General features: G+C 33.8%; 12 protein-coding genes and 7 pseudogenes. 8 read left to right on the top strand and 11 right to left on the bottom strand.

The genetic code is table 11. The features are described from left to right. Positions 1-42 precede the first annotated feature (42 nt). Positions 43-798 (bottom strand): zinc ribbon domain-containing protein, encoded by a 756-nt coding sequence (locus ACQH2Q_RS02935; protein WP_425383614.1) that lies wholly within the window; start codon positions 796-798, stop codon positions 43-45. A gap of 24 nt (positions 799-822) precedes the next feature. Further along, a pseudogene (locus ACQH2Q_RS02940) lies at positions 823-1,320 on the bottom strand (helix-turn-helix domain-containing protein); the annotation flags it as partial. A gap of 113 nt (positions 1,321-1,433) precedes the next feature. On the opposite strand from ACQH2Q_RS02940, the gene ACQH2Q_RS02945 reads away from it, so the two are divergent. Both ACQH2Q_RS02945 and ACQH2Q_RS02950 read left to right on the top strand, forming a co-directional pair. Continuing rightward, a complete protein-coding gene (locus ACQH2Q_RS02945) occupies positions 1,434-2,330 on the top strand; it encodes an Rpn family recombination-promoting nuclease/putative transposase (protein WP_265024244.1) in 897 nt (298 codons plus the stop codon). A gap of 20 nt (positions 2,331-2,350) precedes the next feature. Continuing rightward, entirely contained in the window at positions 2,351-2,890 is a 540-nt protein-coding gene (locus tag ACQH2Q_RS02950) for a pyrimidine dimer DNA glycosylase/endonuclease V (protein ID WP_182309724.1), read from the top strand. Positions 2,891-3,681: 791 nt separating this feature from the next. On the opposite strand, the gene ACQH2Q_RS02955 is transcribed toward ACQH2Q_RS02950, so the two are convergent. Then, positions 3,682-5,970 carry a TomO hydrophobic C-terminal domain-containing protein gene (locus ACQH2Q_RS02955; protein WP_425383591.1) on the bottom strand — a complete coding sequence of 763 codons (2,289 nt, stop codon included), beginning with the start codon at positions 5,968-5,970 and terminating at the stop codon, positions 3,682-3,684. Between the two features lie 376 nt (positions 5,971-6,346). Between ACQH2Q_RS02955 and ACQH2Q_RS02960 the strand changes: the two genes are divergently transcribed. Next, positions 6,347-7,858, top strand: coding sequence for a cytoplasmic incompatibility factor CifA (locus ACQH2Q_RS02960; RefSeq protein WP_425383592.1), 1,512 nt, complete (start codon positions 6,347-6,349; stop codon positions 7,856-7,858). 62 nt (positions 7,859-7,920) lie between these two features. Further along, positions 7,921-12,348, top strand: a complete 4,428-nt coding sequence (locus tag ACQH2Q_RS02965) for a hypothetical protein (RefSeq protein WP_425383593.1) — start codon at positions 7,921-7,923, stop codon at positions 12,346-12,348. Positions 12,349-12,606: 258 nt separating this feature from the next. Here the strand turns inward: ACQH2Q_RS02965 and ACQH2Q_RS02970 are convergent, their stop codons facing one another. Next, entirely contained in the window at positions 12,607-13,932 is a 1,326-nt protein-coding gene (locus ACQH2Q_RS02970) for an IS4 family transposase (RefSeq protein WP_264339118.1), read from the bottom strand. Positions 13,933-14,261: 329 nt separating this feature from the next. Here ACQH2Q_RS02970 and ACQH2Q_RS02975 point away from each other — a divergent pair, with 329 nt between their 5' ends. The 3 genes and pseudogenes from ACQH2Q_RS02975 (at position 14,262) to ACQH2Q_RS02985 (ending at position 17,163) form a co-directional block, all read left to right on the top strand. Beyond that, on the top strand, positions 14,262-14,453 hold the full coding sequence (locus ACQH2Q_RS02975) for a hypothetical protein (protein ID WP_220468148.1): 192 nt from the start codon (positions 14,262-14,264) through the stop codon (positions 14,451-14,453). Between the two features lie 191 nt (positions 14,454-14,644). Continuing rightward, positions 14,645-16,110, top strand: a pseudogene (locus ACQH2Q_RS02980) (IS4 family transposase). A gap of 193 nt (positions 16,111-16,303) precedes the next feature. After that, positions 16,304-17,163, top strand: a protein-coding gene (locus ACQH2Q_RS02985) for an IS630 family transposase (RefSeq protein WP_264705388.1) whose coding sequence is annotated in 2 segments (ribosomal slippage) — positions 16,304-16,628 and positions 16,628-17,163 — 861 coding nt in all. Because the reading frame shifts where the segments join, the coding sequence is not laid out codon by codon here. A gap of 441 nt (positions 17,164-17,604) precedes the next feature. Here the strand turns inward: ACQH2Q_RS02985 and ACQH2Q_RS02990 are convergent. The 3 genes and pseudogenes from ACQH2Q_RS02990 to ACQH2Q_RS03000 all read right to left on the bottom strand — a co-directional run. Further along, positions 17,605-18,718 (bottom strand): IS3 family transposase gene (locus ACQH2Q_RS02990; protein ID WP_425383594.1). Its coding sequence is split into 2 segments (ribosomal slippage): positions 17,605-18,454 and positions 18,453-18,718, totalling 1,116 coding nucleotides; the frame shifts between segments, so codons are not numbered across the junction. Positions 18,719-18,780: 62 nt separating this feature from the next. Then, positions 18,781-18,939 (bottom strand): annotated as a pseudogene (locus ACQH2Q_RS02995) (helix-turn-helix domain-containing protein); the annotation flags it as partial. A gap of 370 nt (positions 18,940-19,309) precedes the next feature. Next, positions 19,310-19,432, bottom strand: a pseudogene (locus ACQH2Q_RS03000) (XRE family transcriptional regulator); the annotation flags it as partial. A 233-nt stretch (positions 19,433-19,665) separates the two neighbouring features. On the opposite strand from ACQH2Q_RS03000, the gene ACQH2Q_RS03005 reads away from it, so the two are divergent. Beyond that, a complete protein-coding gene (locus ACQH2Q_RS03005; protein WP_425383420.1) occupies positions 19,666-20,541 on the top strand; it encodes an Rpn family recombination-promoting nuclease/putative transposase in 876 nt (291 codons plus the stop codon). Between the two features lie 622 nt (positions 20,542-21,163). Here the strand turns inward: ACQH2Q_RS03005 and ACQH2Q_RS03010 are convergent. The 4 genes and pseudogenes from ACQH2Q_RS03010 to ACQH2Q_RS03025 form a co-directional block, all read right to left on the bottom strand. Beyond that, on the bottom strand, positions 21,164-22,489 hold the full coding sequence (locus tag ACQH2Q_RS03010) for an IS4 family transposase (protein WP_264339118.1): 1,326 nt from the start codon (positions 22,487-22,489) through the stop codon (positions 21,164-21,166). 90 nt (positions 22,490-22,579) lie between these two features. Continuing rightward, positions 22,580-22,948: pseudogene (locus tag ACQH2Q_RS03015) on the bottom strand (IS4 family transposase); the annotation flags it as partial. A gap of 60 nt (positions 22,949-23,008) precedes the next feature. Then, positions 23,009-23,703, bottom strand: a pseudogene (locus ACQH2Q_RS03020) (IS630 family transposase); the annotation flags it as partial. Between the two features lie 51 nt (positions 23,704-23,754). Then, positions 23,755-24,381 (bottom strand): annotated as a pseudogene (locus tag ACQH2Q_RS03025) (IS110 family transposase); the annotation flags it as partial. Positions 24,382-24,383: the final 2 nt, after the last annotated feature.

Raw genomic sequence — 24,383 nt, forward strand, 5'->3', positions numbered from 1 at the left:
TACACCAAAATTAATGTGGGTGTAGTTATTATGACACCCAATTTATGGGATCTCTTGCATAACAAACTTTTGGCAGCGCATTGGATGAAACGAAAAACTTCCTTGACACCCTTCGCCAGCCCCCTTATCATGACGTCCAGTACAATGTTGCAAATTAAAAATCTCTCCATCCTGTGCTGGTTCTTCGATTCTAAACGCCACTTCTACCTGGTCATAACCAATCTGAATTCGTTCTACTAATGCTTTAATGATGCCACGCTTAGTTTGCCAATCTAGCTGTTCCAAATTAGATTTTACACTGGAATAAAGACTCTTTATACTGTTGATGATAAGGTTCATTCCCTTCTCTATTGCTTTTTGATCAACTACCTTTTTCTTCTCTTCTTCTATCCCTCTTAAGCGTTCCCTCATTCCTTTCATCGTCTGTTTAAATTCTTCCTCACTTATATATCCTTTATCTCCTACATTTTCTTGACTATAATAGTCTTCCATTAACTTTTCGATGCCTTGTTTTATTTGATTTTCCCTTCTTGCAAACTTCTTATCTGATGATTCATCATTTTTATTTTCTGCAATTCTACGGTGATACTCATTTTTTATTATCTCTGGGTTTTTTAGTAAATTTTTCACCTTTTCCCATATAGCTGTTTCTAACATATCTGTACGGACCAATTTATTAGTACACTTCTCCCTACCATCAGTAATACGTATAGTACTACCACAGCGATAATAGCTAAACTTTTTTCCTTCAACTCCACATTGTGCACCACTATACGCATATCCACAGTTTTGACACACAACTAGACCTTGTAATAGATATTTCTTTTTTCCTATTTGGCAGTAGATAGAACCAACTTTTTCTTCAACACATTCATCAGCAGAGAGACCTATTGTTTTTGCAACAATATCAACAGAAATTCCTTCTTTAACCAAACCCTTTGCAATTTTTATTCTCTCCGTTTTTTTACTACTTTTCTCACTAATTTGAACAAACTTGGTTAGTAAACAAAATATCTTACGTAACTCTTGATCATTAATCTTTTTATATTCTCTTACTAAATTTAATATTTCTTCCCCCTCATCTTCAAGACAGATTTTTTCATTTGATACAGGAATAAGATCCTTAATATTAATTGATAATATCTCTGCCATAGCGTATAACTTCTCAATCGAAATTTTACGTGTTCCTTTTTCATATTGTAGTACTATTTGATACGTTACGCCGATTTTCTCCGCTAAATCTTTTTGAGTATAACCTCGCTTTAACCTCCAGCTCCTTACTTTTTGCGCTATTTGGTACCTTATCGAGATATTTGCCATAAATATTATATAGGTTAATACTACAAAATAAAGATATACAAAATGTTTGCATTTTAGTTGAATATTTCTTCATAATTGTGTATAATTATCAATGCTTTTTAACTTACTTTCTCATGGCTCTTTCTAAGTTTCTTGATCCAAAATTCGACCTGTCCTTTAAACGAGTGTTTGGCACTGAGAAAAATAAGAATATCCTTATTCACTTCTTAAATGACATCTTAGGTTTTACTGGGGTTAACGCTATTCAAGATGTTGAGTTCCTTAGCACTATTATGGATCCTGAGATTGCTTCTGATAAACAAAGCATTGTTGATGTTCTTTGTAAGGATTCATATGGAAATAGGTATATTGCGGAAATGCAACTCGCTCGTGATAAAGGCTTTGAAAAACAGGCTCAATTATATGCTGCTAAGGCTTACTCAAGGCAGGCTGATAAAGGTGGTAAGTACATTGATTTAAAGAAGGTTTTCTTTATTGCTATTTCCAATTGTAATTTATTTCCTGATAAGCTTGATTATATATCTAGCCATACCATAAGAGATGAAAAAACTAACGAGCATGACTTAAAAGATTTTCAATTTATCTTTATTGAGCTGCCAAAGTTTCCTAAGAGTAAAGAAGAGCAGCTAGAAAATGTAGTAGATCGTTGGCTATTTTTCTTTAAATATGCAGAAGAAACAACTGATGAAGATTTAAGGAAAATAGCAGAAAAATCACCAATAATAAAGCTAGCATATGATGAGTTAGGTAAGTTCCATTGGAATGAGAAGGACCTATTAGCTTATGAAGAAAGGGTAATGGATCTACAGAAAGAAGCTGCTATCTTGGAACAAAAACTCGATGATGCTACTGAAAAAGGTAGAGAAGAAGGCATCCTTATCGGACATAAAAAAGGCAGAAAAGCAGAGAAAATTGAGGTCGCAAAGAATCTACTAAAAGCAGTTGTTTCCATTGATATTATAGCTCAAACTACTGGTCTTACAGTTAACGAAGTCAAAGACTTAATTTGATTTTATCTTTTGACACCTAGATGAACATCTTTGTACTAGATGAAAACCCAGTAATTGCAGCACGAATGTTATGCGATAAGCATATAGTGAAAATGCCATTAGAAACTGCTCAATTACTCAGTAATGTTTTTTCAACAGCGTTAAAAGCACCAAACCCTTTTGTCAGTATCACAAACCAAAATATAGAAGTTCCATATAAACTTACTCACAAAAACCATCCTTGCTCTTTATGGGCTAGACAGTCAAAAGGGAACTTTTTCTGGTTAATAAAATACGGAAGGGAGCTGTGCAAAGAGTATACTTGGCGATATAAAAGAAAACATAAATCAGAAGAAGTTATAGATTGGTGTGATAGTAATAAGAATTTGCTTGTTTTTCAATCAACCGATATAAAGCCTTTTGTACAGGCGTTACCAGATCAATATAAGTCTAGTCATTCAGTAAAAGCTTACAGAGAGTACTACCTAAAAGAAAAGATGAGGTTTGCTAAGTGGGAAAAGGGTAGAGAAGTACCGGATTGGTTGCTAAGAAGAATAGTACGGCTGAAAAGCCGCAAATAAAAAGAACGCCTTAATTAGTAGAGAGGAAGGTGCATAAAAACTAAAACATCTTCTCACTTTAACTCTTAATTAGATTTGAGGTATAGCACTTCTCGCAATAGTCCGAATAGGATAAGATATGTGCTTATGGCTATGGTAGAGCAGTAGCATATTATGATCTGTTCGGATTATTGTAAAAAGAGCTATAAATTATTAAAATCCCCACTCTTTCAACTAAGCTTGATCAAATTTAAAGATGGGAGTTTATTGAATACCTTACATGGCCAAGCCATTTAAAACTCTCCAATTTTACCCAATTGATAGTAATTTCAAGTTTATGTCTGCTGCTCAAATCTAGGCACATGCTGATTGCTCTTTTTTTATCCTAGTCCATAATTCTGGTTATCAGTACTGCGACCCAGAGGTACTCCAACATCACTAACTTCAGAAGAGCAAAGTACTCTGATAATCTGGAACTTCAAAGGAAGGTCTCGATATTACCTCTTTTATAACCTACCGAAAAGCTTAGTTCAGAACATAAACTAATCCCTTGATACGACTACTTTGCTGTTCTCTCACTATCATGCACAAAGAAATCTTGCTAATTTTTCTACTAAATTTGGTCTTTTCTTCATCTATATCTCCTTCTACACCTAGAATTTATTCACTAATCCCCTATTCTCTAGAGAAATAAGTAATGTTCTATATCACCGTCAGAGATTAATCTGCCGCACCGATAACTGATAGACCTTTTTATCTTCCCCCTTATCTCTTTTCTTGAGGTGAGTAAAACAATATATTTTTCCACATAGTTATAAGCTGGGAAACATAAAAACAGCTTCATGATCAGCCATTTTAAAAGTTTGATCAAGTTGAATATTCCTAAGCGTCGTACTTGCCTTATACGAACAATAACATCCCAATGTAAGGAGAGTCAATGCAGTAAAAGCAAGTGTAATAGATACTCCTAAATGAGACGTTGTTAAACTTATACCAACAGCAAATGCTCCAGATAATATAAAAGAAGAAGCAGCATAAATTATTTGCTTTCTACTCTGAGCTCTTGCTTCTGAGAATTGAGATTTTACTGCTGAACTTTGTTCAGAGACTCGAGATAGGTTACTAGTCCTTTTACTATAACCTTGTTTTACATTAACACCCACAGACTCAGTGACAACTTTTGAATCCATCTCATCCCGGATTAATATATCAGGATTTTCCTGCTGTTCATTAGTTAGAATAAGCTCATTATACAAATTTTCTCCAGAGCAAAAATGTGAGGGATCGATACTCAAGCATTCTTCAATGACTTCTAATCGTTCTATATTTCTTCGTAATATACTATTTGCTAATAGCAATCCCTTACATTGTGTCCCTTTTGCATCTATCTCTTGTTGCAGCTTTAATATTTTAATTTCATAGTCTTCACGTAACTCAGCTTTTCCTTCCGGTATATCTGCATTCTCCACTTGTATACACGAATCTTTGGTTTCTCCTTTTGTCTTTTCCGCTCTGAGCACATACTCATAATCATCTTCTAACCCATTTATTTTTTGCCTTAATCGTTGATTGTTCTCATTCAGACCATTTATAACTTCCTGCATCTTTTCTTTTTCATCAAATAGCAATTGCTTTTCTTCTTTCGCTGTAGCAAGTTTTTCCTTAAGTTTATCATTTTTGTCTAGAAAACCCTTATTCTCCTCTTCAAGCTCATCTACTTTTTTCTGTAACTCTTGAACCTTTTCATCTAAAGATTCATTCATCTGCTCCAATACCTTCAATCCTGATTCAATAGGCATGTTTTTAGGATAATTTTGTGCTGATCCGTTATTACAATCTCTGAAAACTCCTTCTACAACATCTATCAAAACTCGCATATTTATTTCAAGATCTATTGCTTCTTTACTTAGTGAAGTATTACTCTGCTGTTCTGCGATTTCTTTGATTTTTACCAAATTACTTACTACTACCTCCATAGGCGCAACAATTTTACTCATGCCACTTACGCCGAACTCATTACTCAGATCTGCATTACTAGTATAATCCTCACCAGTGGTAACTAGGTTAGATGGATTGGCAGGGGGTTTAATCGGGGTACTCGTATCAACAGAAGCTCCAAATGGCATGAACAGGCGACTTCGGCTGCTCTCAATCGATCTACCTAGTGAAGGTATATCACTATTATAAAGTGTTCTATCATCACTAGAGGCAACTTGCTCTTGTCTATAATTTGTAGAAGTTTCTGTTGAACTAGTACCATTTTTCTGATCTTTTCTACTGCTTTCATTCATAAAGCGATTCACCTCCATTACTGTTCTAACGTTCTTTCCAAGTTCTTCCCTTTCGGTTATAACATGAGATTCATTTTTTGCATAGTTCGTTTCGTCATATATTTGTTTATATCCTCCGTAAGATAATATCGGTTGTAGCACCTTATTCTCTACTGCCTCATCGTAGAAAATCCTCAGCTTATCACTTGATAGTATTGCCGTAGCTTCTTCTACCCCAGAATGCAATTGAGAACTTTTATTCTTGCATGAATTAACATGGTTCAGTAGAAAAATCTTAACAGAGTTTTGTTTGTATTCACTAAGCTCCTCTAATGTAATCCCCATAACTTCTTCTTTTGATTTTATGTACCCTAGAGCGTTTTCAAAGTCTTGCCTGTTAGAGGTGAGAGGTTGAGCTTTTTTTAACTTTTTAATCTTACTCCATTTTGGATTTATACCATTAACTTCAACAACTGGGGCAACACTTACAGAGTCAATCTCATTAAACACAATACCGTGATTATCTTGATCCTTCAGGAAAGCTTCTAGCTGTTTTTTAAATTCCAGTAAATTACTTAATTTACTTTCAGTAGTTTTAGACTTTGTGATTTGATCATTAACGTTCTTAGCTGCCTGGTTGTTCTTTTCATCAGTCATTATTTTCTTTTTTAATTTACCAAAGAGTTTGTCCCGTAGTTTTTTAAGTTCCTTATTATCATTACTAAATATATTGTTCATCTTGTCTTGAAAATCTCCTTTTCCTTTAAACCCCAAAACAGTATATAGATCTTCTTCACCACTCTGCTGATCGGATTTTGTATTTACAACCATAACCTTACCTAACATTAACGTAACAGAGCAGATACTGCTGAACAGAACTTAAGAGCGAGGTTAAAACCCACTTAGTTAAAGCCACCAGCACTTCTCCGGTTAATTGTATCAATATACTTCTGAAAACAACATATCTATTGACCTTATTCTTGGGAATATAAATAGCGCAATGTCAAAAAGTGCATCACCTATGGTCTCCAAAAAAAACTTAGTGGTAGCTGTTAAATCAAGATTTCCAGAAGATACCCAATAATTCCAGACATATCTCTCCAGGCCTATTTGTATATAAAATAGGTCTTTTTGGAGTAGTTAGGTATTGTAACTTAGTTACAAATTTAGTACCATAGCGTTGTTTTCATGATATAGGGAGGTTTAAATGCCAATAGAAACAGAGCGTCACGCTGCGGTACTTAAAAAACTACAAGATGTGATAAAACACGAAAATCCTGACATTGTGGCTGGAAGGAAGTTAGCTATTAAAAGGTGGGTCGAGACCTATGTAGATCACATAAAATGCTTGAAGGATGATAAGCTGGAGTTTTTGTGCCTCATATTCAAAGATGAAGGTTGCTGGGTAAAGTTAGATAAAGACAAGCCAGGTACAAGGTTAAATAATACTTTTTTGCGTGAAAGGGTTACTGAAGAAAAAATAGATGAAAGAGATAATTCGCTTCGCATAAGAATAGATAATCCACTCCGCAGATACGAGATGGCTTGTAGTTACTGTGTGGTAGATAAAATCCATCAGCTCTTTGAAGAAAGATTTAAAGCTTATAAAAAAAGGGTTCCTTCTGGTGCATTTAAAGGCAAAACTGAAACTGAAATTAACGAATACGTACGAAAATCCCTGTTAGGTAGTATGAAGAGAAATGGTGATGTATTTAACTTCTGGATCGATAAAGAATCTGGGGAATTAAAGCAACCTAGTAATGCAGAAGAGGGTTTTGACAGTGCTGTAAAACTTAAGTGGAGTGAAGGAGTAGAGTATTTTTATAATCTGTTGAAAGAAGAAGATAAAGAAAAGAAGCTCACAGAAGCTATTCTTGCTCTGTCCCGCGTTCAATCTGTTGAGAAAGATGCTCCTATTTTAGATTTTTGTGTAAATAACATAACTGATAAAGGCGTTCTTTTACAAAGATTGCTACGAAAAGATAAGGGAGTGTATGCTCTTCTTGCTGAATTAATAGACTCATGTTTTTTTGATACAGTTCATGATTTGATGCAGTGCTGGTGTTATAGAGGACTTTTAGAACAAGGAGATCATTCGGACAAGATATTCTCACAGCGAGAATATGAAGTTCTTCTTTCATCAATTTCAAATGTAATGTTGAAAAATCCTGAGTCAAGTGTTCAAGCAAGATCTCTTATTATGAAGATTTGGGAGTGTGATAGACTGAGTGAATACAAAAAGGCTGCTGTTAATACTTCTAATTATACAGTTCACATAAGTGGTATGCTTGCAGGATTAATAGTCAATTGGAAACGAGAAGATGTTTGTAAGCCTGATGGGAAAGAAGAAATAGAGAAAGAAGAAATAAAAAATATAATCTTATTTGCTCGAGATTCCTTTCCTGAAAAGTTTTCACTTTTTAAAGAAGTCATGATAGAAAATCTTAGATTATGTGGCAGAGAAGGAAAGAAGGAAGGTATGGACTACGTCAAGTTAGCAGAAGAGTTATTGTTTTCTAAGTTAGAGAGAGAACCCTTACCTGCTAGGAATGGTGGTTCCAGAGTAATAGTAGAAGCTGAAGATCCCAGTTTTTCTCGTTCTCCCATAAGACATGATGCTTCTGGTGATGGGCCAGGGTCCGAGCTTGAATCTCCTGATGTGAGTCCTTCTGGTTCTCCTGAGAGGAAAAAGCCCTTTACGCCTAGTGGTAATAAGTAGTCTTTCATCAATGTAAGTGGTTTTTCTGGTCCTAGTAAATAGAGAGGTGTTTTGCGTCTTTAGTGAGAAGTTTAGTAGATAGAGATCTTGAGGGTTTTAGACGAGAATTTGAGTCTTTTCTAGATCGTTGTCCATTTTTCTTGCATCATGTGGGTGTAGGTCGTTTCCTTCCTATATTCTTTTTTAGTATGTTTGCTACTGCACATGATGCTGGAATTTTAAGAACAGATGAAAAAGTATATTTTCGTTTTGATAATCATGGTGTTAATCCGCGTACAGGCAGAAATAGAAATACAGGAAACCTAAAAGTTGCTGTTTTGACTCGTAATCTTGACGGACAGCAGGTTGTAAGATGTTACAGCATTTCTGACGTCCCTAATAGTGATGGGTTAAGGTTCAGTACAAGGGAAAGAGATGCTCTAGTGCGAGAGATTAGACGGCAAAATCCAAATTTAATGGAAGAACACCTAAGCTTTGAGCAATACAAAGTATGCATGCATGGAAAGGGCAAGGGTCAGGGAGAGAGAATTTCAACAGTATTTGAAGTGATTCGTGAAGAAGATCATGAAGGTAGAAGTGAATTTGGCGAATATTCAGCATCTGAGGTTAATTATATTAGACGAGAAATTTTACATGATCATAGAGTGAACATTCGTCACTTAAGACGAGAAATAAGAAGACTTGATAGACATGACAGAGTTGCGGCAGGACTTAGACGCGCCAGAATAAGGCAAGGACTTGATAGAATCATTACTTTTGCACAAGTAGCACCAGGTCAACAACGAATTGACAATTTTATAGAGATGATAGCAGGAAACGAAAGGCAAGATGTAAGAGATAGAATGTACGAAGAAATTTTGCCATACATAACTCGAATCTATCGTCGTTACGCAGACAGACTAGAAAGTGATATTAGAAATCGCAATCAAGAATTTGAGGGTCACGGATTTTTATTAGGGTTTTTAGCAAATTTTAGTCATCTCCACACGATAGATATTGACCTTGACTTGTCTACTGAAAATTCATGTGTTGTTTTCCTTGTACATCGTCAAGAAGAGAGAGAAAACATTCCTATCGTTATTAATGTTATTGGATGGAGGACGCCTTCTGGTGCTGCATTAAATCGCGCTAGAGGTAATGCTAAGAGATTACATACTTCTTCATTTGTACCTGTTCATACTGAATCAGGATATGCTGTTTGTGTTGGATTAAATTTTAATCCATATATAGATCTAGATCCTTTTAGTGTTGATACAGTAGAACTTCAACAGGATAGATTTCCTTTAGTAGAAAAATTATTTGAGCGTGTACGAAATAGACAAGACAGACAAATTCAAGAGGAAACTAGAAATTTTTTACTACATCATCTTCCACGCGAAATACCAATAGATGAAGGTAATCGCGATAGGAGATTTGATTATATGACTGGTTTTGCTTTTGGGAGTAGTGCTTTTGATATACACCCTGTACGACTAGAAGAAGATGATGAAGCATATGTAACAAAATACATATTTAGATACAATAATCAGAATTTAAGAAGAAGCGTTTTAACTATGGTCTTGCATGCTCAAGATTCTGATGTAGTTATACTTCATATTAGAGCCAGCAATGATATACAACTAGAGGCAATCCGTTTACCACAAGATAATATTGCTGCTGTGGGTGTAGTGACATACACACTTAATGATCGATCTGGAATAAATTCTAATGCAGTTAGATTTAATACACCGGAAGATTACCTGCTGGGGAATAGAGGTGATTTGCTTGGTGATCAGCTTGTAGAAATTCCCAATGCTGAAAATGTACATGGTATTTTAGAGGGAGTTATGAATGATGACTGGCAAGATGGTGCTCAGCACGGAGAACTATTTACGGCTATTTCCAGAGTATTAATGCCAGAAGATATGAATGGTAATGCAATAATAGATGTAGATAGCGAGGACAAGTTTCGGTCTATATTGCATGGTGTATTTTATACTTGTGACAATCCTGATAAAGTGATTGCTGGGTACAAGGTAGGTCAAACATATAGTTCCGATATAAGAATGGTAGGAGGAATAGTGGAGCGAGCAAATACAAGAGTTGCAGAGCATAGATTAGATCTCCTATTATTAAGGCAACCTACAGAGAATGATTCAGATACTCACCCAATTGTATATGTATTAGGATTTGCTGATAATGAAGAAGAAGTAGAACAGGAGCAAAACGAGGCAAGGTACAGAATAACAGAATTGATGAGCAAACAAAGAGGATATTTGCCTATTACTTCTGAAGATGAGATAGTTTTCTGTCCTGTTGTACTTAATTTAGCTGCACAGAGAGCGGAAGAACTTATAACTATTCCAGAAAATCTTTATATACATAAAATTAATCGTCATTATGAACCAAGAAGAGCTGCTCGTAATCAAGAACAAGTATTACAACTAATAAATGCGTATATTCAAAATAATCCAAATGGTAATTTTGATCAGCTAGAAAATGTACATGATATACTTACATTAGATTTTGCAACAGATAATCTTAATTATCATTATTGGCTTCAACACCGTGATGTATTTGATGCTGCAAGAAGGTATGGCTTTAATGTTGAAAATGATCAATTGTTTGCAATAACTTCAGAAGCACAGATAACAGAGCCAGAGCGACGTGATGATGATGGGCAAGTAGTACGTCAAGAGTATCAATGGGTACGTGAAAATCTGCAAAGGCTTCGTGGTGGAGAAAATGGTGAAAGAAGGATATTAACTTTAATTGTTAATTTAGGTAACGTTCATTGGGTTACATTAACTATTGTTTACCAAAATGAGAATTATTATTGTTATTATGCTAACTCAGCTGGTGGCGGTATTCCAAATGATGTTAGACTAGCTTTAGAAGATAGTGGTATTAATAATGCTAATATCCATAACATTCTTGCTGATCAGCAAGGTAATTTGTTAGTACAACAAAGAGATAATCACAATTGTGGCTTGTGGGCTTTGGAAAATGCCAGAGATATCAATCAAGTTTTACAAGGAAATAATAACCTTGGAGAAAGGGGTCTAGGTATGTTGGATGAGATGCGTCGCCGTCTTACGTTAAATGTTCCAGGCTTGAATAATCAGGATGATCAAAATCCTCCTAGAAATGAACAGTACTTTCAAGATCTGAGAAGAGAAATCTCAAGAGAATTTCGAAACACTGGTACTAATGCTGGACAAAGTCGTGACAATGATCCATTGATTAGAGGCACTATACGACTTCAAAATCAAAATGGAATACGTGAACTACTATTAGAGTACTTAGAATTAACATTATCTCATGTACAGTCATTACATTTTGATAAAGAGCAACAGGCAGCGCTTTTGCAGTTTGTATCTAGCAGCTTTCCAAATGTATCTATTGAATTAGTGAAACAAGGCCTTTATTTGCCTTCTTTTGAAAAGCGAGGAGTTAATGTTAATGGTAAATGCGTAGCAACTACCCGTGGTTTATCTCAAGCTTTATCTTTACACGAAAACAAATCACTTTTAAATAATCTAAAAACTTCATCTGAAATTTATGAGCGTATAGCTCAAGGTAAGCAGATATCGAAAAGGGAAGAAAAAGAGGCTTTTACTTTTAGTAAGTTGCTTAGTAATTTTGAAGAGCAGGCAGATTGTGTTACAAGTACTTTGCCTTCAAGCTTAACTCATAGTAGGGGTTGTAAAGTGCTTAGTGATTTATCAAATTATATAGCTAAAATTAATGGTGATTTTGCTCTTCACTTAGTAACAAGTAATCATGTTGTAGCCATTTACAGAATGAGTGATAATTACGCGTATTTTGATAGCAATACAGCATTTGTTTCTGAACTAAAAAGCGTTGATCAGCTTATACAAGTTGTGGAAAAAGGAATGGGGTTTGCCAGCTATGAAATAGGAGAAAAAGGCTTTCTCCTTGAACACTTTGATATTAATCAAGCTAATGATCTATTAGATGATGAAGATAAGCAAACCCTAACAAGAGAAATTAAAACAGAACGAGAACTTCTTGCGGAACAGGATAAAGAGCTTGGTCTTATTAAAATTGATGGTCAAGAAGTATCCAGAGTGCAATTATATGACTTTGGGACTAAAATTAATGTAAAAGGTAGCGTGCCATTGCTCATTAATGCTGATATGAAGTTAAATAGCGAAAAATTTCTGGATTATTTAGATAAAAAAGAAGTAAGCATAACAGCTAGAGAATACCTTGATAACTTGCAAAATAGCAAAAATGTGAAAGAGGTAGTACAAGCAACCAAAGCAATTCCTTTTGAAGGTTCAAATCGAGAAGTTAAGGAAGCAGAACACCAACGTAGCCAAGAACTTAAGTTTTCTATGAAGCAATTAATAAAATATCTTTTGACTGCTGTCATTAGGCAGAAAAGCCAACTGTCAGAGGATAATAGCAAAGCAGATGATAATCCTAATCATTATTTGAGTAGTGTAACAATAAGTAGTCAACCGAAGGAGTCACAAAGATATTAATCTGTTTATCTCTGAAGTTGTGAAATTTTATCTACAGAAAGATGGCGTCTTGTAATTCAACAAGAAGATTATAAAAATTGAATCTTAAGTTGTGTTGTGAAATAAAAAATATTTTCTATTCGCGACCTGTGTAGAGGTGTACAAATTATAGTAAGTGTGTATGTTGATAAGTATAGCCTTTCTTATAATAGTCCGAATGCGATAAGATATGTGTTTATGGCTATAGCAGGCCAGTAGCATATTACCATACGCGTCAAGTTAAGAGATTGTGAGCAAATTTAGAGAGGTTAAAGTGGATACTCTAGCCCTTCTACGTTTGTCTTTTAATGAAAATCGCGACCAAGTTATAGTGAGTTTTTTAAGAAATGCTTTTAAACTATTAATTTTGGTTAATACTAAAAATAACTCTCTAACCCGCCTTTTTAGCTCAATAAATGCCTTTGTTAAGCTAAGTTCTGTATTCTTTTTCACTTCTGTGCAACCAACTATGCCGTGAAATATAAGAATTGCGCACAATTTAGCATATAGTTCACATAATACTCTGCATGGCTTTCCTTTTAGCTTATCAAGCCTGATATGGCTTTTATACAATTTAAATAATAACTCAATTTGCCACCTTACTCTGTAAATCGTTAATACTTGCTCAGCACTAATTTTATTTTCTGGAACATTAGTTATAAATATTGACCAGTTCAACAATTTTTGATTTCTTTTAGAGGATGTATATCCCTGCGATCTTGCTAATCTATTAGCTTTCCTTCTTCTGGCCATAGACTGTTCTTCAGTTAGTTTCTGACATATAATTCTTACTCTAATTTTTGCTTCTTTTCCTAACAATACCTCGTTTTCTAAAAATAACTTATCCTCTAAACATTCTAATAACTCCATTTTTTGATTTGTTTCTACATCATATATGTTGGTATCGGATTTATAACGACTTATGAAATAAGCTCCTATTTCATTGATTTGTTTAAAAGAACTTGGCACAAAATAACCGAGATCAGATATTAGCAAATCATTGCTTAATATATTACTTAAATGTTTCCTATATCCCTGGTCTGATCTTACCCCCTCCGTTAAATTAAGTTGGTCTATTATCTGATTCATGTAGTCGAAAACTAATTGTAACTTTATTCCAGACTTAGTATTGCTTTCATAGCCACTGTAGCTAGTACCATAACCTTTATACATCTCTTCCATACTGTTAGGTAGAGTAATATAGCTACTGTCCAATAATTTAACACTATTAAATTGCTGTAAGATTTTGCAATCAACTTGCAAGATATTTTTAAAGAGAATCACAGATTCATTATACATCCTTTTCATAAATTCCACTGCTTCTTCAGTAAATCTAAAATCCAAACCTTGTTTTGTTATATCTATCGAGTCCTCGTTTAGTAATTGACACATTGTTTCTACGCTACAATTATCAACTCCTATATTACCCAAGACCATGGCTTTTACGAATGATGAACCTTTTAGCTTTCTCTTTCTTTTTATAAACCTTGTTGTAATTGAGATTTTCTCTGCTTTTTCATTAAAAAATTCTTTGAGCTTTTTTGATAAGCAAGTTATTTTATTCATTGGTTCTCTCACTAAAAGTATATCTGGGAGAACTTATACCTTATTATTCTATCTCTTTCATACCTTTATTTCCTTAACTTGACGCGTATGGTAGCATATTACGGTCTGTTCGGATTATTGTAAAAAGAGCTATAAACTGGTTTTATACATACTTAGAAATTTACTTATCAATATATATATTACATTCAATAAATTTATATAAAATACTATTTTACATAAGATCGGATGGTAGAATTTTTTGATTTTAAATTACTAAAACCTTCACTCAGTCTCCTAGTCCTGTAATTTTTAATGTGGTCAGGATTAAAAGCAATCTTGAATCTAAGAACATGTCTGCAAAGGAAGTAGAAAGAAATCAAGAAATAATCTTAGCCAGAAAAAGTGGTAGAGAAGTTAAGAATATTTTTCACAAAAAGGACGATACCAATAAAAAGGATTTCATTCTATTGGGGATAAAAACTGTTATGAATTTTCCTGTTATTTCCGAGTTAGATAATATTAATTTAGCAATATTTTATTAAGATCTTAAGCAATATAACCATGTTTAGCAACCCAAAACAGGTAAGTGTGTTATCTAAGTGGAGAAAGTCACCTCTCCCCACTCGACTTCAAAACCTTACTATTACCCATAAATCTATAAATGATGAAAAGCTGCTATTTTACTAATTTAACTTTCTACTATAAATAGATCTATGGTCTAAAAATGGAATATATTATGAAAGGAAATATAAGTACCTCAACTGGTGAATGGGCAGAAAGTGAATTGGGAATTGTTGATTTTGGTGATATAAGATTAAGTAGGAGGCTTTTAAAAATAGTTAATAGTCTTGCTGAATCGCCTGAACGTTCAATAAATCAAGCTTGTGAAGATTGGCATCAAAGTAAAGCAGCTTATAGATTTTTCCAAAATGATGCCGTTTCTGAAAGAAAGATATTATACAGTCATATAATTAAAACTGTTGAAAGAGATAAAGAATATTCAACTATTTTAGCTATCCAAGATACGAGTTATATTTCATATAAAAATCATAAAAAGACTAAAGGATTAGGGATTATAGCAGCAAGGTTAAAATCTGAAACAACTAATTTTAAAACCCATGGATTAGTGACGCATACAACATTTGCAGTTACAACAGAAGGACTACCTATAGGGTTATTGGGTCAAAAAATTAGTACTAGACCTCCCTTAGCTGAAGATCTAAAAGAGTTGAAAAAAAGATGCCATAATACCGCTCTTCCCATAGAAGAGAAAGAAAGCATACGGTGGATAGAATCACTTAAAGACTCTACTCACTATCCTGGATTAAAGAATGTTAAGGTAGTTACCGTTTGTGATAGAGAAGCAGATATTTATGATTTATTTGAAGTTGCTTCCACTAATCAATCTCTTTTTGTAGTAAGAGGAAATCAAAACAGAACAGTAAACAAGAAATCGACTTATTCTGAAAAAGGTGGTGAAAGATTGTGGGATTTGATGAATCGCCTGTCTTGTCAAGGAGAAATTCAAGTGAATATTCCTGCTCGCAATGATAAACCTCAAAGAACAGCAGTTTTAGAAGTAAAGTTTAGTAACTTTGTGATGAATGCATCAAAAAATAACGCTAGACGTAAAATCCAAAAACTTCCTAATTTAAATTTACATGCTGTCTATGTTATAGAAAAATACCCACCATTTGGTGAAGAGCCTATGAACTGGGTTTTGTTGACAAATATAAATATTAATAATTTTGAAGAAGCAGTAGAAAAAATACAATGGTATTGCTTAAGATGGAGAATAGAGGTTTTTCATAAAATTTTGAAATCTGGTCTTAAAGTTGAAGAATGCAGGCTCCAAACAGCAGATAGATTGATCCGCTTTCTTACAATTATGAGTATAATTGCATGGAGGATATTTTTTATCACATTGGTAGCTAGAACAAATCCAAATCTTCCTTGCACTACCATACTAACTGATGATGAATGGAAGGTTTTGTATACCAAAATGCTTAAGACAAAAAACTATCCTGAGACCCACCACCTATAGGAGAAATCGTGAGGTGGGTAGCAAAATTAGGAGGGTTTTTAGTTCGCAAAAATGACTTAGAACCAGGCCCTATAGCTTTATGGAAGGGATGGAAACGTCTCTTTGATTTAGCAGAAGGATGGAGACTTGCTCACGAACTTTATATTTGTGGGTAATAGTAAGCTTCAAAACCGGACTTGATAGTTTCCCATCATCCGGCTTCTCTCTAATTTGGTGCTTGTCATGCACACTTCCATGTAATTGATCATGGCAATGCTTGTGCAATAGGAGCAGATTTTTGCTATTATAGCTCTTTCCATAAAAGTCCGGATGTGATAGGATAAGGGTAGATGATGATAAGGAGGTTGAATGCCAGCAGCATATAGTTATGATTTAAGAAAAAAAGCAATGGAAGCGCTAGACGAAGGAGAAAGCAGAGAAACAGTGGCAGCAAGATTTAAGATTGGAAGAACTACTTTATGGGAGTGGCAGCAAAGAAGAAAAGAAACAGGAGACTTTCAATCAAAAAAACTTGGAAATGGGGGTTACAATCACAAAATTACCGACTGGGATACCTTTGCCAAATTTGCCAGAGAACACGGAGGAAAGACTCTATCGGAAATGGCTAAACTTTGGAACAACGTTAGTATCCAAACGATCTATCGAGCCCTTAAAAAAATTGGATTTACGCGCAAAAAAAGACATATGGATACAAGGAAAGAAACGAAGAAAAACGTGCTGAATTTTTGAAAATTATAGCGACAAAAGAACCTAAAAACTTAGTGTATATAGATGAGTCTGGCATTGATAACACCGAAGACTACCCCTACGGATATTGCCAGAAAGGACAGCGGTTTTATGCCTTAAAATCTGGAAAGAAAACTCAACGAATCAGTATGGTTGCAGCCTTAAGTGGAAGAAAGATAGTTGTTCCGTTAACCTTTGAAGGCCACTGTAATATGGATGTTTTTAATGGATGGTTTGAGCAATTTTTGACACCGATCTTGGAACCTGGACAGACTGTCATTCTTGACAATGCTACTTTTCATAAGTCTGATAAGATTATCGAGCTTGCTAAAGGGGTTGGTGCAGAAATTTTGTATCTGCCGCCTTATTCTCCAGATTTCAACAAAATTGAGCATCATTGGTTTGCTATAAAAAACAGAGCCAGGAAAAACATTCCTCTATTCGAATCCTTTCGTCGTGCTGTTGATTCTGCCTTCCTATGACCTGTTCGGACTATTATGAGAAATGCTATATTACCTCTATTTCGATCCTGATGATGTATATGTACAAAATCATCAAACCTAAACCAGAGGTTACAATAGCCACATCTGCCTTGTTGCCTCTTCATCATTCTTATTACTTGAGATGATTTTCCAGGTACTTTACTTATACGACTTCCCCAATATACCCAATCCCCATCATATGGAGATTTGCTTCCTTTCACTTTGGTATGCCGTTTGATGGCATTATCACTGTATCTCGTAAGAATGACGTTATTATTTGTCATAAATCGCCAATTATCGTTATCGTACTTTTTGAAGTACTATAGTGCACCCATTTGTCTAGACCATTTTTTTCAAAGTAATCCGATTTTTAAAATGAATATGTTGATAAATACGTCGACACACATTTAAAGTATTTATCAATATATTCATTATATTCATTTACTGTTTATGATAATAAAGATCAGCAGGAACTTTATAATGTAGAGTCTGATGTCGCCTTCTATAGTTATACCGACCAACAAAATCATTTATTATAAGATTCAAATCTCTGATACTATTTGGTTTATAATAATATATAGCTTCTTGCTTTAAAGTTCTCCATAAGCGTTCAACAAATATATTGTCGAAGCAACGTCCTTTATGGTCCATACTGATTTTAACATTAGCACGCTCTAATTCCATAATAAAGTTATAGCTAGTAAACTGCACTCCTTGATCGCTATTAAAAATCTCAGGTTTACCTTGTTTTAGAGCTTCTTTGAGAGTATAAAGGCAAAATCCAGCATCAAAATATGGTGATAATGAATGAGCAATAATATAGCGACTATACAAGTCCATTATTGCCACAAAATAGACAAACTTACCTTCTACCATAATATATGTTATATCAGTAGCCCATACCTGATTAACTCTACAAATAATCAAATCTTTGAGTAAATAAGGATATATTTTATGCTTTTTTTCTTTAATACTTGTATTACATTTTTTTCTACAATATAGCCCACTGATCTTCATTTTTTTCATAATTCTTAAGATTTTCTTGTGATTGACTACTACTCCACTCGCTATGATTTCAGCAGTAATTTTGCGATATCCATAACGGCAATCAGAAGCCAAATATACTTTTTGAATCAAATTTGCTACTTCACTTTCGTTATTAATTATAGGCCTATAATATAGGCTAGACCTGCAAATCCCAAGTAAATCAGCCTGTTTCCTAATTGATAGATCAGAATCTTTTTCTATAAACCTTACTCTATCTTTTTTGCTTATTTCAGTAATTTTTTTTCAAATAACTATTTTCCACTGTCAGTTCTCCTATTACTTTATGTAAGCTTTCTATTTCTTGCGCTAAGATTCTTTGTTTTCTCGCACTTTCACTTTCTTCAGCAAATAGGTCTTTTAACCTTGCCAATACTCTATCACGCCAATCATATAGATTTGTTGATGGTATTTTATATTCACTACATATCTCAGCTGTGCTTTTTTGATTTTTTATTGCTTCTAAAGCTATCTTTGCTTTTAACTCTGGTTCATATTTTTTTGTTGCCATACTTTTACCCCTTTACCTTCCTACTCGGATCAACCAATTTTTTTGGTCTAGTTTAGGGGGTGCATTATAGCTCTTTCTATATCTTCGGAAACTCTGTTTGCAAATAGCGGTTTTTTCTTGCTGATTTCATGTAACGCCTCTTCTCCTCCATTTTCGTATAACTCCTTGAATCTATAAAACGTATCTCTTGAATATACCATTACCTTGCACGCTTGAGATACCATACGCGTCAAGTTAAGGAAATATCGTGAAATATAGCAACATTTGAGATGGGCATTTTATTTGTTACATTTATTTTTTTAGGGAGTTCTTATCTAGAAGAAGATAATTTTTTCAGAAGAATCTATAAATTAATAACTTTATTACTTAATATATAAAATAGTTTTTTCGTTTCCTTTCTTCCTTATACCACTTTTCCTTAACTTGACGCGTATGGCTTGAGATACATTCCCGAGCTGTTTTGCTAGCTCTAATAAACCTAGTTTTGGTTTTAATATTTTTGTTTGTATTGTATTCATTTCTAACACTCCTTTCTTTTATTATTTTATAACTTACTTTTTTAAAGTGTCAGATTAAATCTTGTTTAATACATCTTAGCAGCGTGTGGTAGTTTATGCTTGTTTTGTCTACTAAGTCTTTCAGAGTATATTTTCTCTTTAACCTCCAGCTCCTTACTTTTTGTGCTATTTTGTACCTTATCGAGATATTTGCCATAAATATTATACAGGTTAATATAGCACTTCTCGCAATAGTCCGAATAGGATAAGATATGTGCTTATGGCTATGGTAGAGCAGTAGCATATTATGATCTGTTCGGATTATTGTAAAAAGAGCTATACTACCAAATAAAGATATACAAGAGGGATGCTTCTTTCTATGTTTGAATTTTAGTTGAATATTTCTTCATAATTGTGTATAATTATTAATGCTTTTTAGTTTTTTTTCTCATGGCTCTTTCGAAATTTCTTGATGCACGCAATGATTATGCTTTTAAAAGAATATTTGGCACTGAAAAGAATAAAGATATCCTCATTCATTTCTTGAACGATATTTTAGGCTTTACTGGTTTAGCTGCTATTCACGATGTTGAATTCTTAGCTACCATTTTGGACCCTGAAATTGCCGCTAAAAAGCAGAGTATTGTTGATGTTCTTTGTAAAGACTCTCAAGGTTCCAGATATATTATAGAAATGCAGTTCACTAGGACCAAAGGCTTCGAAAAACGTGCTCAATATTATGCTGCTAAAGCCTACTCAAGTCAAGCTGATCAAGGTGATAATTATCATAATCTCAAGGAAATTATCTTCATAGCTGTTGCTGATTGTATTATTTTTCCAGATAAGACTGAGTACAAATCTAATCATGTCATTTTAGATCAAAATAGCTTTGAACATGACTTAAAGGATTTTTACTTCGTATTCATAGAACTACCTAAATTTATAAAGACAAAAGAAGACCAACTAGAAAATATAGTAGAAAAATGGTGTTATTTTTTCCGATATGCAGCAGAAACAAGGGAAGAGGATCTAGATAAGATAGTTGGTAGTGACGTAATAATAAAACGAGCTTATGAAGAAATGAATAAGTTTAATTGGTCAGAAGAAGAGTTACTAGCATATGAACAAATGAAAAAACGTATAATGGATGAGGTAGCTGCTTTAGCTCAAAAATTTGATGAGGGTCTTAGGTTAGGTCAAGAAAAAGGTAGACAAGAAGAAAAAATCGAAGTTGCAAAAAACTCACTCAAGGCCGGTGTCTCTATTGATGTTATCGCTGAAATCACTGGCCTCTCTTTAGATGAGATCCGAAAATTAAAGGATTAATACGAAAATGTTCAAAAAAGCATATACATCAAGTTAAGGGAAAGTGGCATAAAGAAAAAAAGGGGATGGAAAAAACCACTTTAGATAGTAATTAATAAGGTTAGTGGTTTATACGATTACTCTAGATAAAAATGCTCTAAAAAATAAATGTAACAAATAAAACACCTACTTTAAATTTTGCTATACTAGACAATCTTTCCTTAACTTAACGCCATTGCTTGAACGGATACCTTTTGATTGAATAAGATAATACGATAGTAAATAAAAGGTTGTATTAGAGCTGAATTTTACATCAAAAAATATTTTTCATGATATAAAAAATTATTATTGACTTTTATGCAATTAGAGAACTTATATACAATTACACTTTCATAGAAGATATAAACCTAAATAAAATTTTTATCCTTATTTTAGTCAAATAATTTTTGACAATAAAAGCATAGTTGATATCGTAGTCTTATAAGTAAGTGGCTTGCAGTATTGTAGGCAATTAATTAATCGTGGTGTTGATTGTATGATAGTGATTTCGTTGTTGTATTGGTTGAAGTAAGTTTTTGTATGTTTATTTGTGAGGGTGTTTATGCAAGAAAATGAGCCAGTTTTGCCTCCCATACGCGTCAAGTTAAGAGATTGTGAGCAAATTTAGAGAGGTTAAAGTGGATACTCTAGCCCTTCTACGTTTGTCTTTTAATGAAAATCGCGACCAAGTTATAGTGAGTTTTTTAAGAAATGCTTTTAAACTATTAATTTTGGTTAATACTAAAAATAACTCTCTAACCCGCCTTTTTAGCTCAATAAATGCCTTTGTTAAGCTAAGTTCTGTATTCTTTTTCACTTCTGTGCAACCAACTATGCCGTGAAATATAAGAATTGCGCACAATTTAGCATATAGTTCACATAATACTCTGCATGGCTTTCCTTTTAGCTTATCAAGCCTGATATGGCTTTTATACAATTTAAATAATAACTCAATTTGCCACCTTACTCTGTAAATCGTTAATACTTGCTCAGCACTAATTTTATTTTCTGGAACATTAGTTATAAATATTGACCAGTTCAACAATTTTTGATTTCTTTTAGAGGATGTATATCCCTGCGATCTTGCTAATCTATTAGCTTTCCTTCTTCTGGCCATAGACTGTTCTTCAGTTAGTTTCTGACATATAATTCTTACTCTAATTTTTGCTTCTTTTCCTAACAATACCTCGTTTTCTAAAAATAACTTATCCTCTAAACATTCTAATAACTCCATTTTTTGATTTGTTTCTACATCATATATGTTGGTATCGGATTTATAACGACTTATGAAATAAGCTCCTATTTCATTGATTTGTTTAAAAGAACTTGGCACAAAATAACCGAGATCAGATATTAGCAAATCATTGCTTAATATATTACTTAAATGTTTCCTATATCCCTGGTCTGATCTTACCCCCTCCGTTAAATTAAGTTGGTCTATTATCTGATTCATGTAGTCGAAAACTAATTGTAACTTTATTCCAGACTTAGTATTGCTTTCATAGCCACTGTAGCTAGTACCATAACCTTTATACATCTCTTCCATACTGTTAGGTAGAGTAATATAGCTACTGTCCAATAATTTAACACTATTAAATTGCTGTAAGATTTTGCAATCAACTTGCAAGATATTTTTAAAGAGAATCACAGATTCATTATACATCCTTTTCATAAATTCCACTGCTTCTTCAGTAAATCTAAAATCCAAACCTTGTTTTGTTATATCTATCGAGTCCTCGTTTAGTAATTGACACATTGTTTCTACGCTACAATTATCAACTCCTATATTACCCAAGACCATGGCTTTTACGAATGATGAACCTTTTAGCTTTCTCTTTCTTTTTATAAACCTTGTTGTAATTGAGATTTTCTCTGCTTTTTCATTAAAAAATTCTTTGAGCTTTTTTGATAAGCAAGTTATTTTATTCATTGGTTCTCTCACTAAAAGTATATCTGGGAGAACTTATACCTTATTATTCTATCTCTTTCATACCTTTATTTCCTTAACTTGACGCGTATGAATATAGCTACTGTCCAATAATTTAACACTATTAAATTGCTGTAAGATTTTGCAATCAACTTGCAAGATATTTTTAAAGAGAATCACAGATTCATTATACATCCTTTTCATAAATTCCACTGCTTCTTCAGTAAATCTAAAATCCAAACCTTGTTTTGTTATATCTATCGAGTCCTCGTTTAGTAATTGACACATTGTTTCTACGCTACAATTATCAACTCCTATATTACCCAAGACCATGGCTTTTACGAATGATGAACCTTTTAGCTTTCTCTTTCTTTTTATAAACCTTGTTGTAATTGAGATTTTCTCTGCTTTTTCATTAAAAAATTCTTTGAGCTTTTTTGATAAGCAAGTTATTTTATTCATTGGTTCTCTCACTAAAAGTATATCTGGGAGAACTTATACCTTATTATTCTATCTCTTTCATACCTTTATTTCCTTAACTTGACGCGTATGGTCAAGAATGACAGTCTGTCCAGGTTCCAAGATCGGTGTCAAAAATTGCTCAAACCATCCATTAAAAACATCCATATTACAGTGGCCTTCAAAGGTTAACGGAACAACTATCTTTCTTCCACTTAAGGCTGCAACCATACTGATTCGTTGAGTTTTCTTTCCAGATTTTAAGGCATAAAACCGCTGTCCTTTCTGGCAATATCCGTAGGGGTAGTCTTCGGTGTTATCAATGCCAGACTCATCTATATACACTAAGTTTTTAGGTTCTTTTGTCGCTATAATTTTCAAAAATTCAGCACGTTTTTCTTCGTTTCTTTCCTTGTATCCATATGTCTTTTTTTGCGCGTAAATCCAATTTTTTTAAGGGCTCGATAGATCGTTTGGATACTAACGTTGTTCCAAAGTTTAGCCATTTCCGATAGAGTCTTTCCTCCGTGTTCTCTGGCAAATTTGGCAAAGGTATCCCAGTCGGTAATTTTGTGATTGTAACCCCCATTTCCAAGTTTTTTTGATTGAAAGTCTCCTGTTTCTTTTCTTCTTTGCTGCCACTCCCATAAAGTAGTTCTTCCAATCTTAAATCTTGCTGCCACTGTTTCTCTGCTTTCTCCTTCGTCTAGCGCTTCCATTGCTTTTTTTCTTAAATCATAACTATATGCTGCTGGCATTCAACCTCCTTATCATCATCTACCCTTATCCTATCACATCCGGACTTTTATGGAAAGAGCTATACCTATTCCAGGAACTGTTTTAAGAATTTTTTGGCGTTGTTGTAATTCGCGGCTTTCATCAATAATCTTTTGTATAGTATCATTGAGTTCGTTTATTTGACTATCGAAAAACTCAATGGTCTTTTGACAGCTTTCTTTTATATGATCATTTTCCGGTGCTTCAAGTCTGCATTTTTCTTGAGTTCTCATTTGCGTAATATCATCACGACGTTGACAAAGTGCAGCCAAAGTTGATTGTTCTGTAGAGGTAGGTACAAATAGAGAGATAGTTCTATGGCGTTCAAATCCATATTGAGCAAGAGCTCTTGCATCTGATCTATCAGACTTTGCTAAAGTTCCGTGAGATAAAATAAAGCTTTTTACTTTACGAGTATTAGCTCGATGCACGGCAATATTTTTGTCGGTAAGAAAATGTGATAAGCCAAGCTCATATTTCCCTGTATTTTCTAAAGTCACTAAAGCATTAGGTAGAATATCTGAAAACTCTTGAAATAATTGTTGCCAACCAGAAGCATTATTATCAAATTCGACAGCATTCTTCTGTTTGTGAATTGCAACGACATTTTTAAATTTTCCGATGTCAATGCCAATAAAATTTTGATAAGATGTAACCATAA

Source organism: Wolbachia endosymbiont (group A) of Melieria omissa (genome assembly GCF_964031125.1).
GTDB classification, from domain to species: Bacteria; Pseudomonadota; Alphaproteobacteria; order Rickettsiales; family Anaplasmataceae; genus Wolbachia; species Wolbachia pipientis.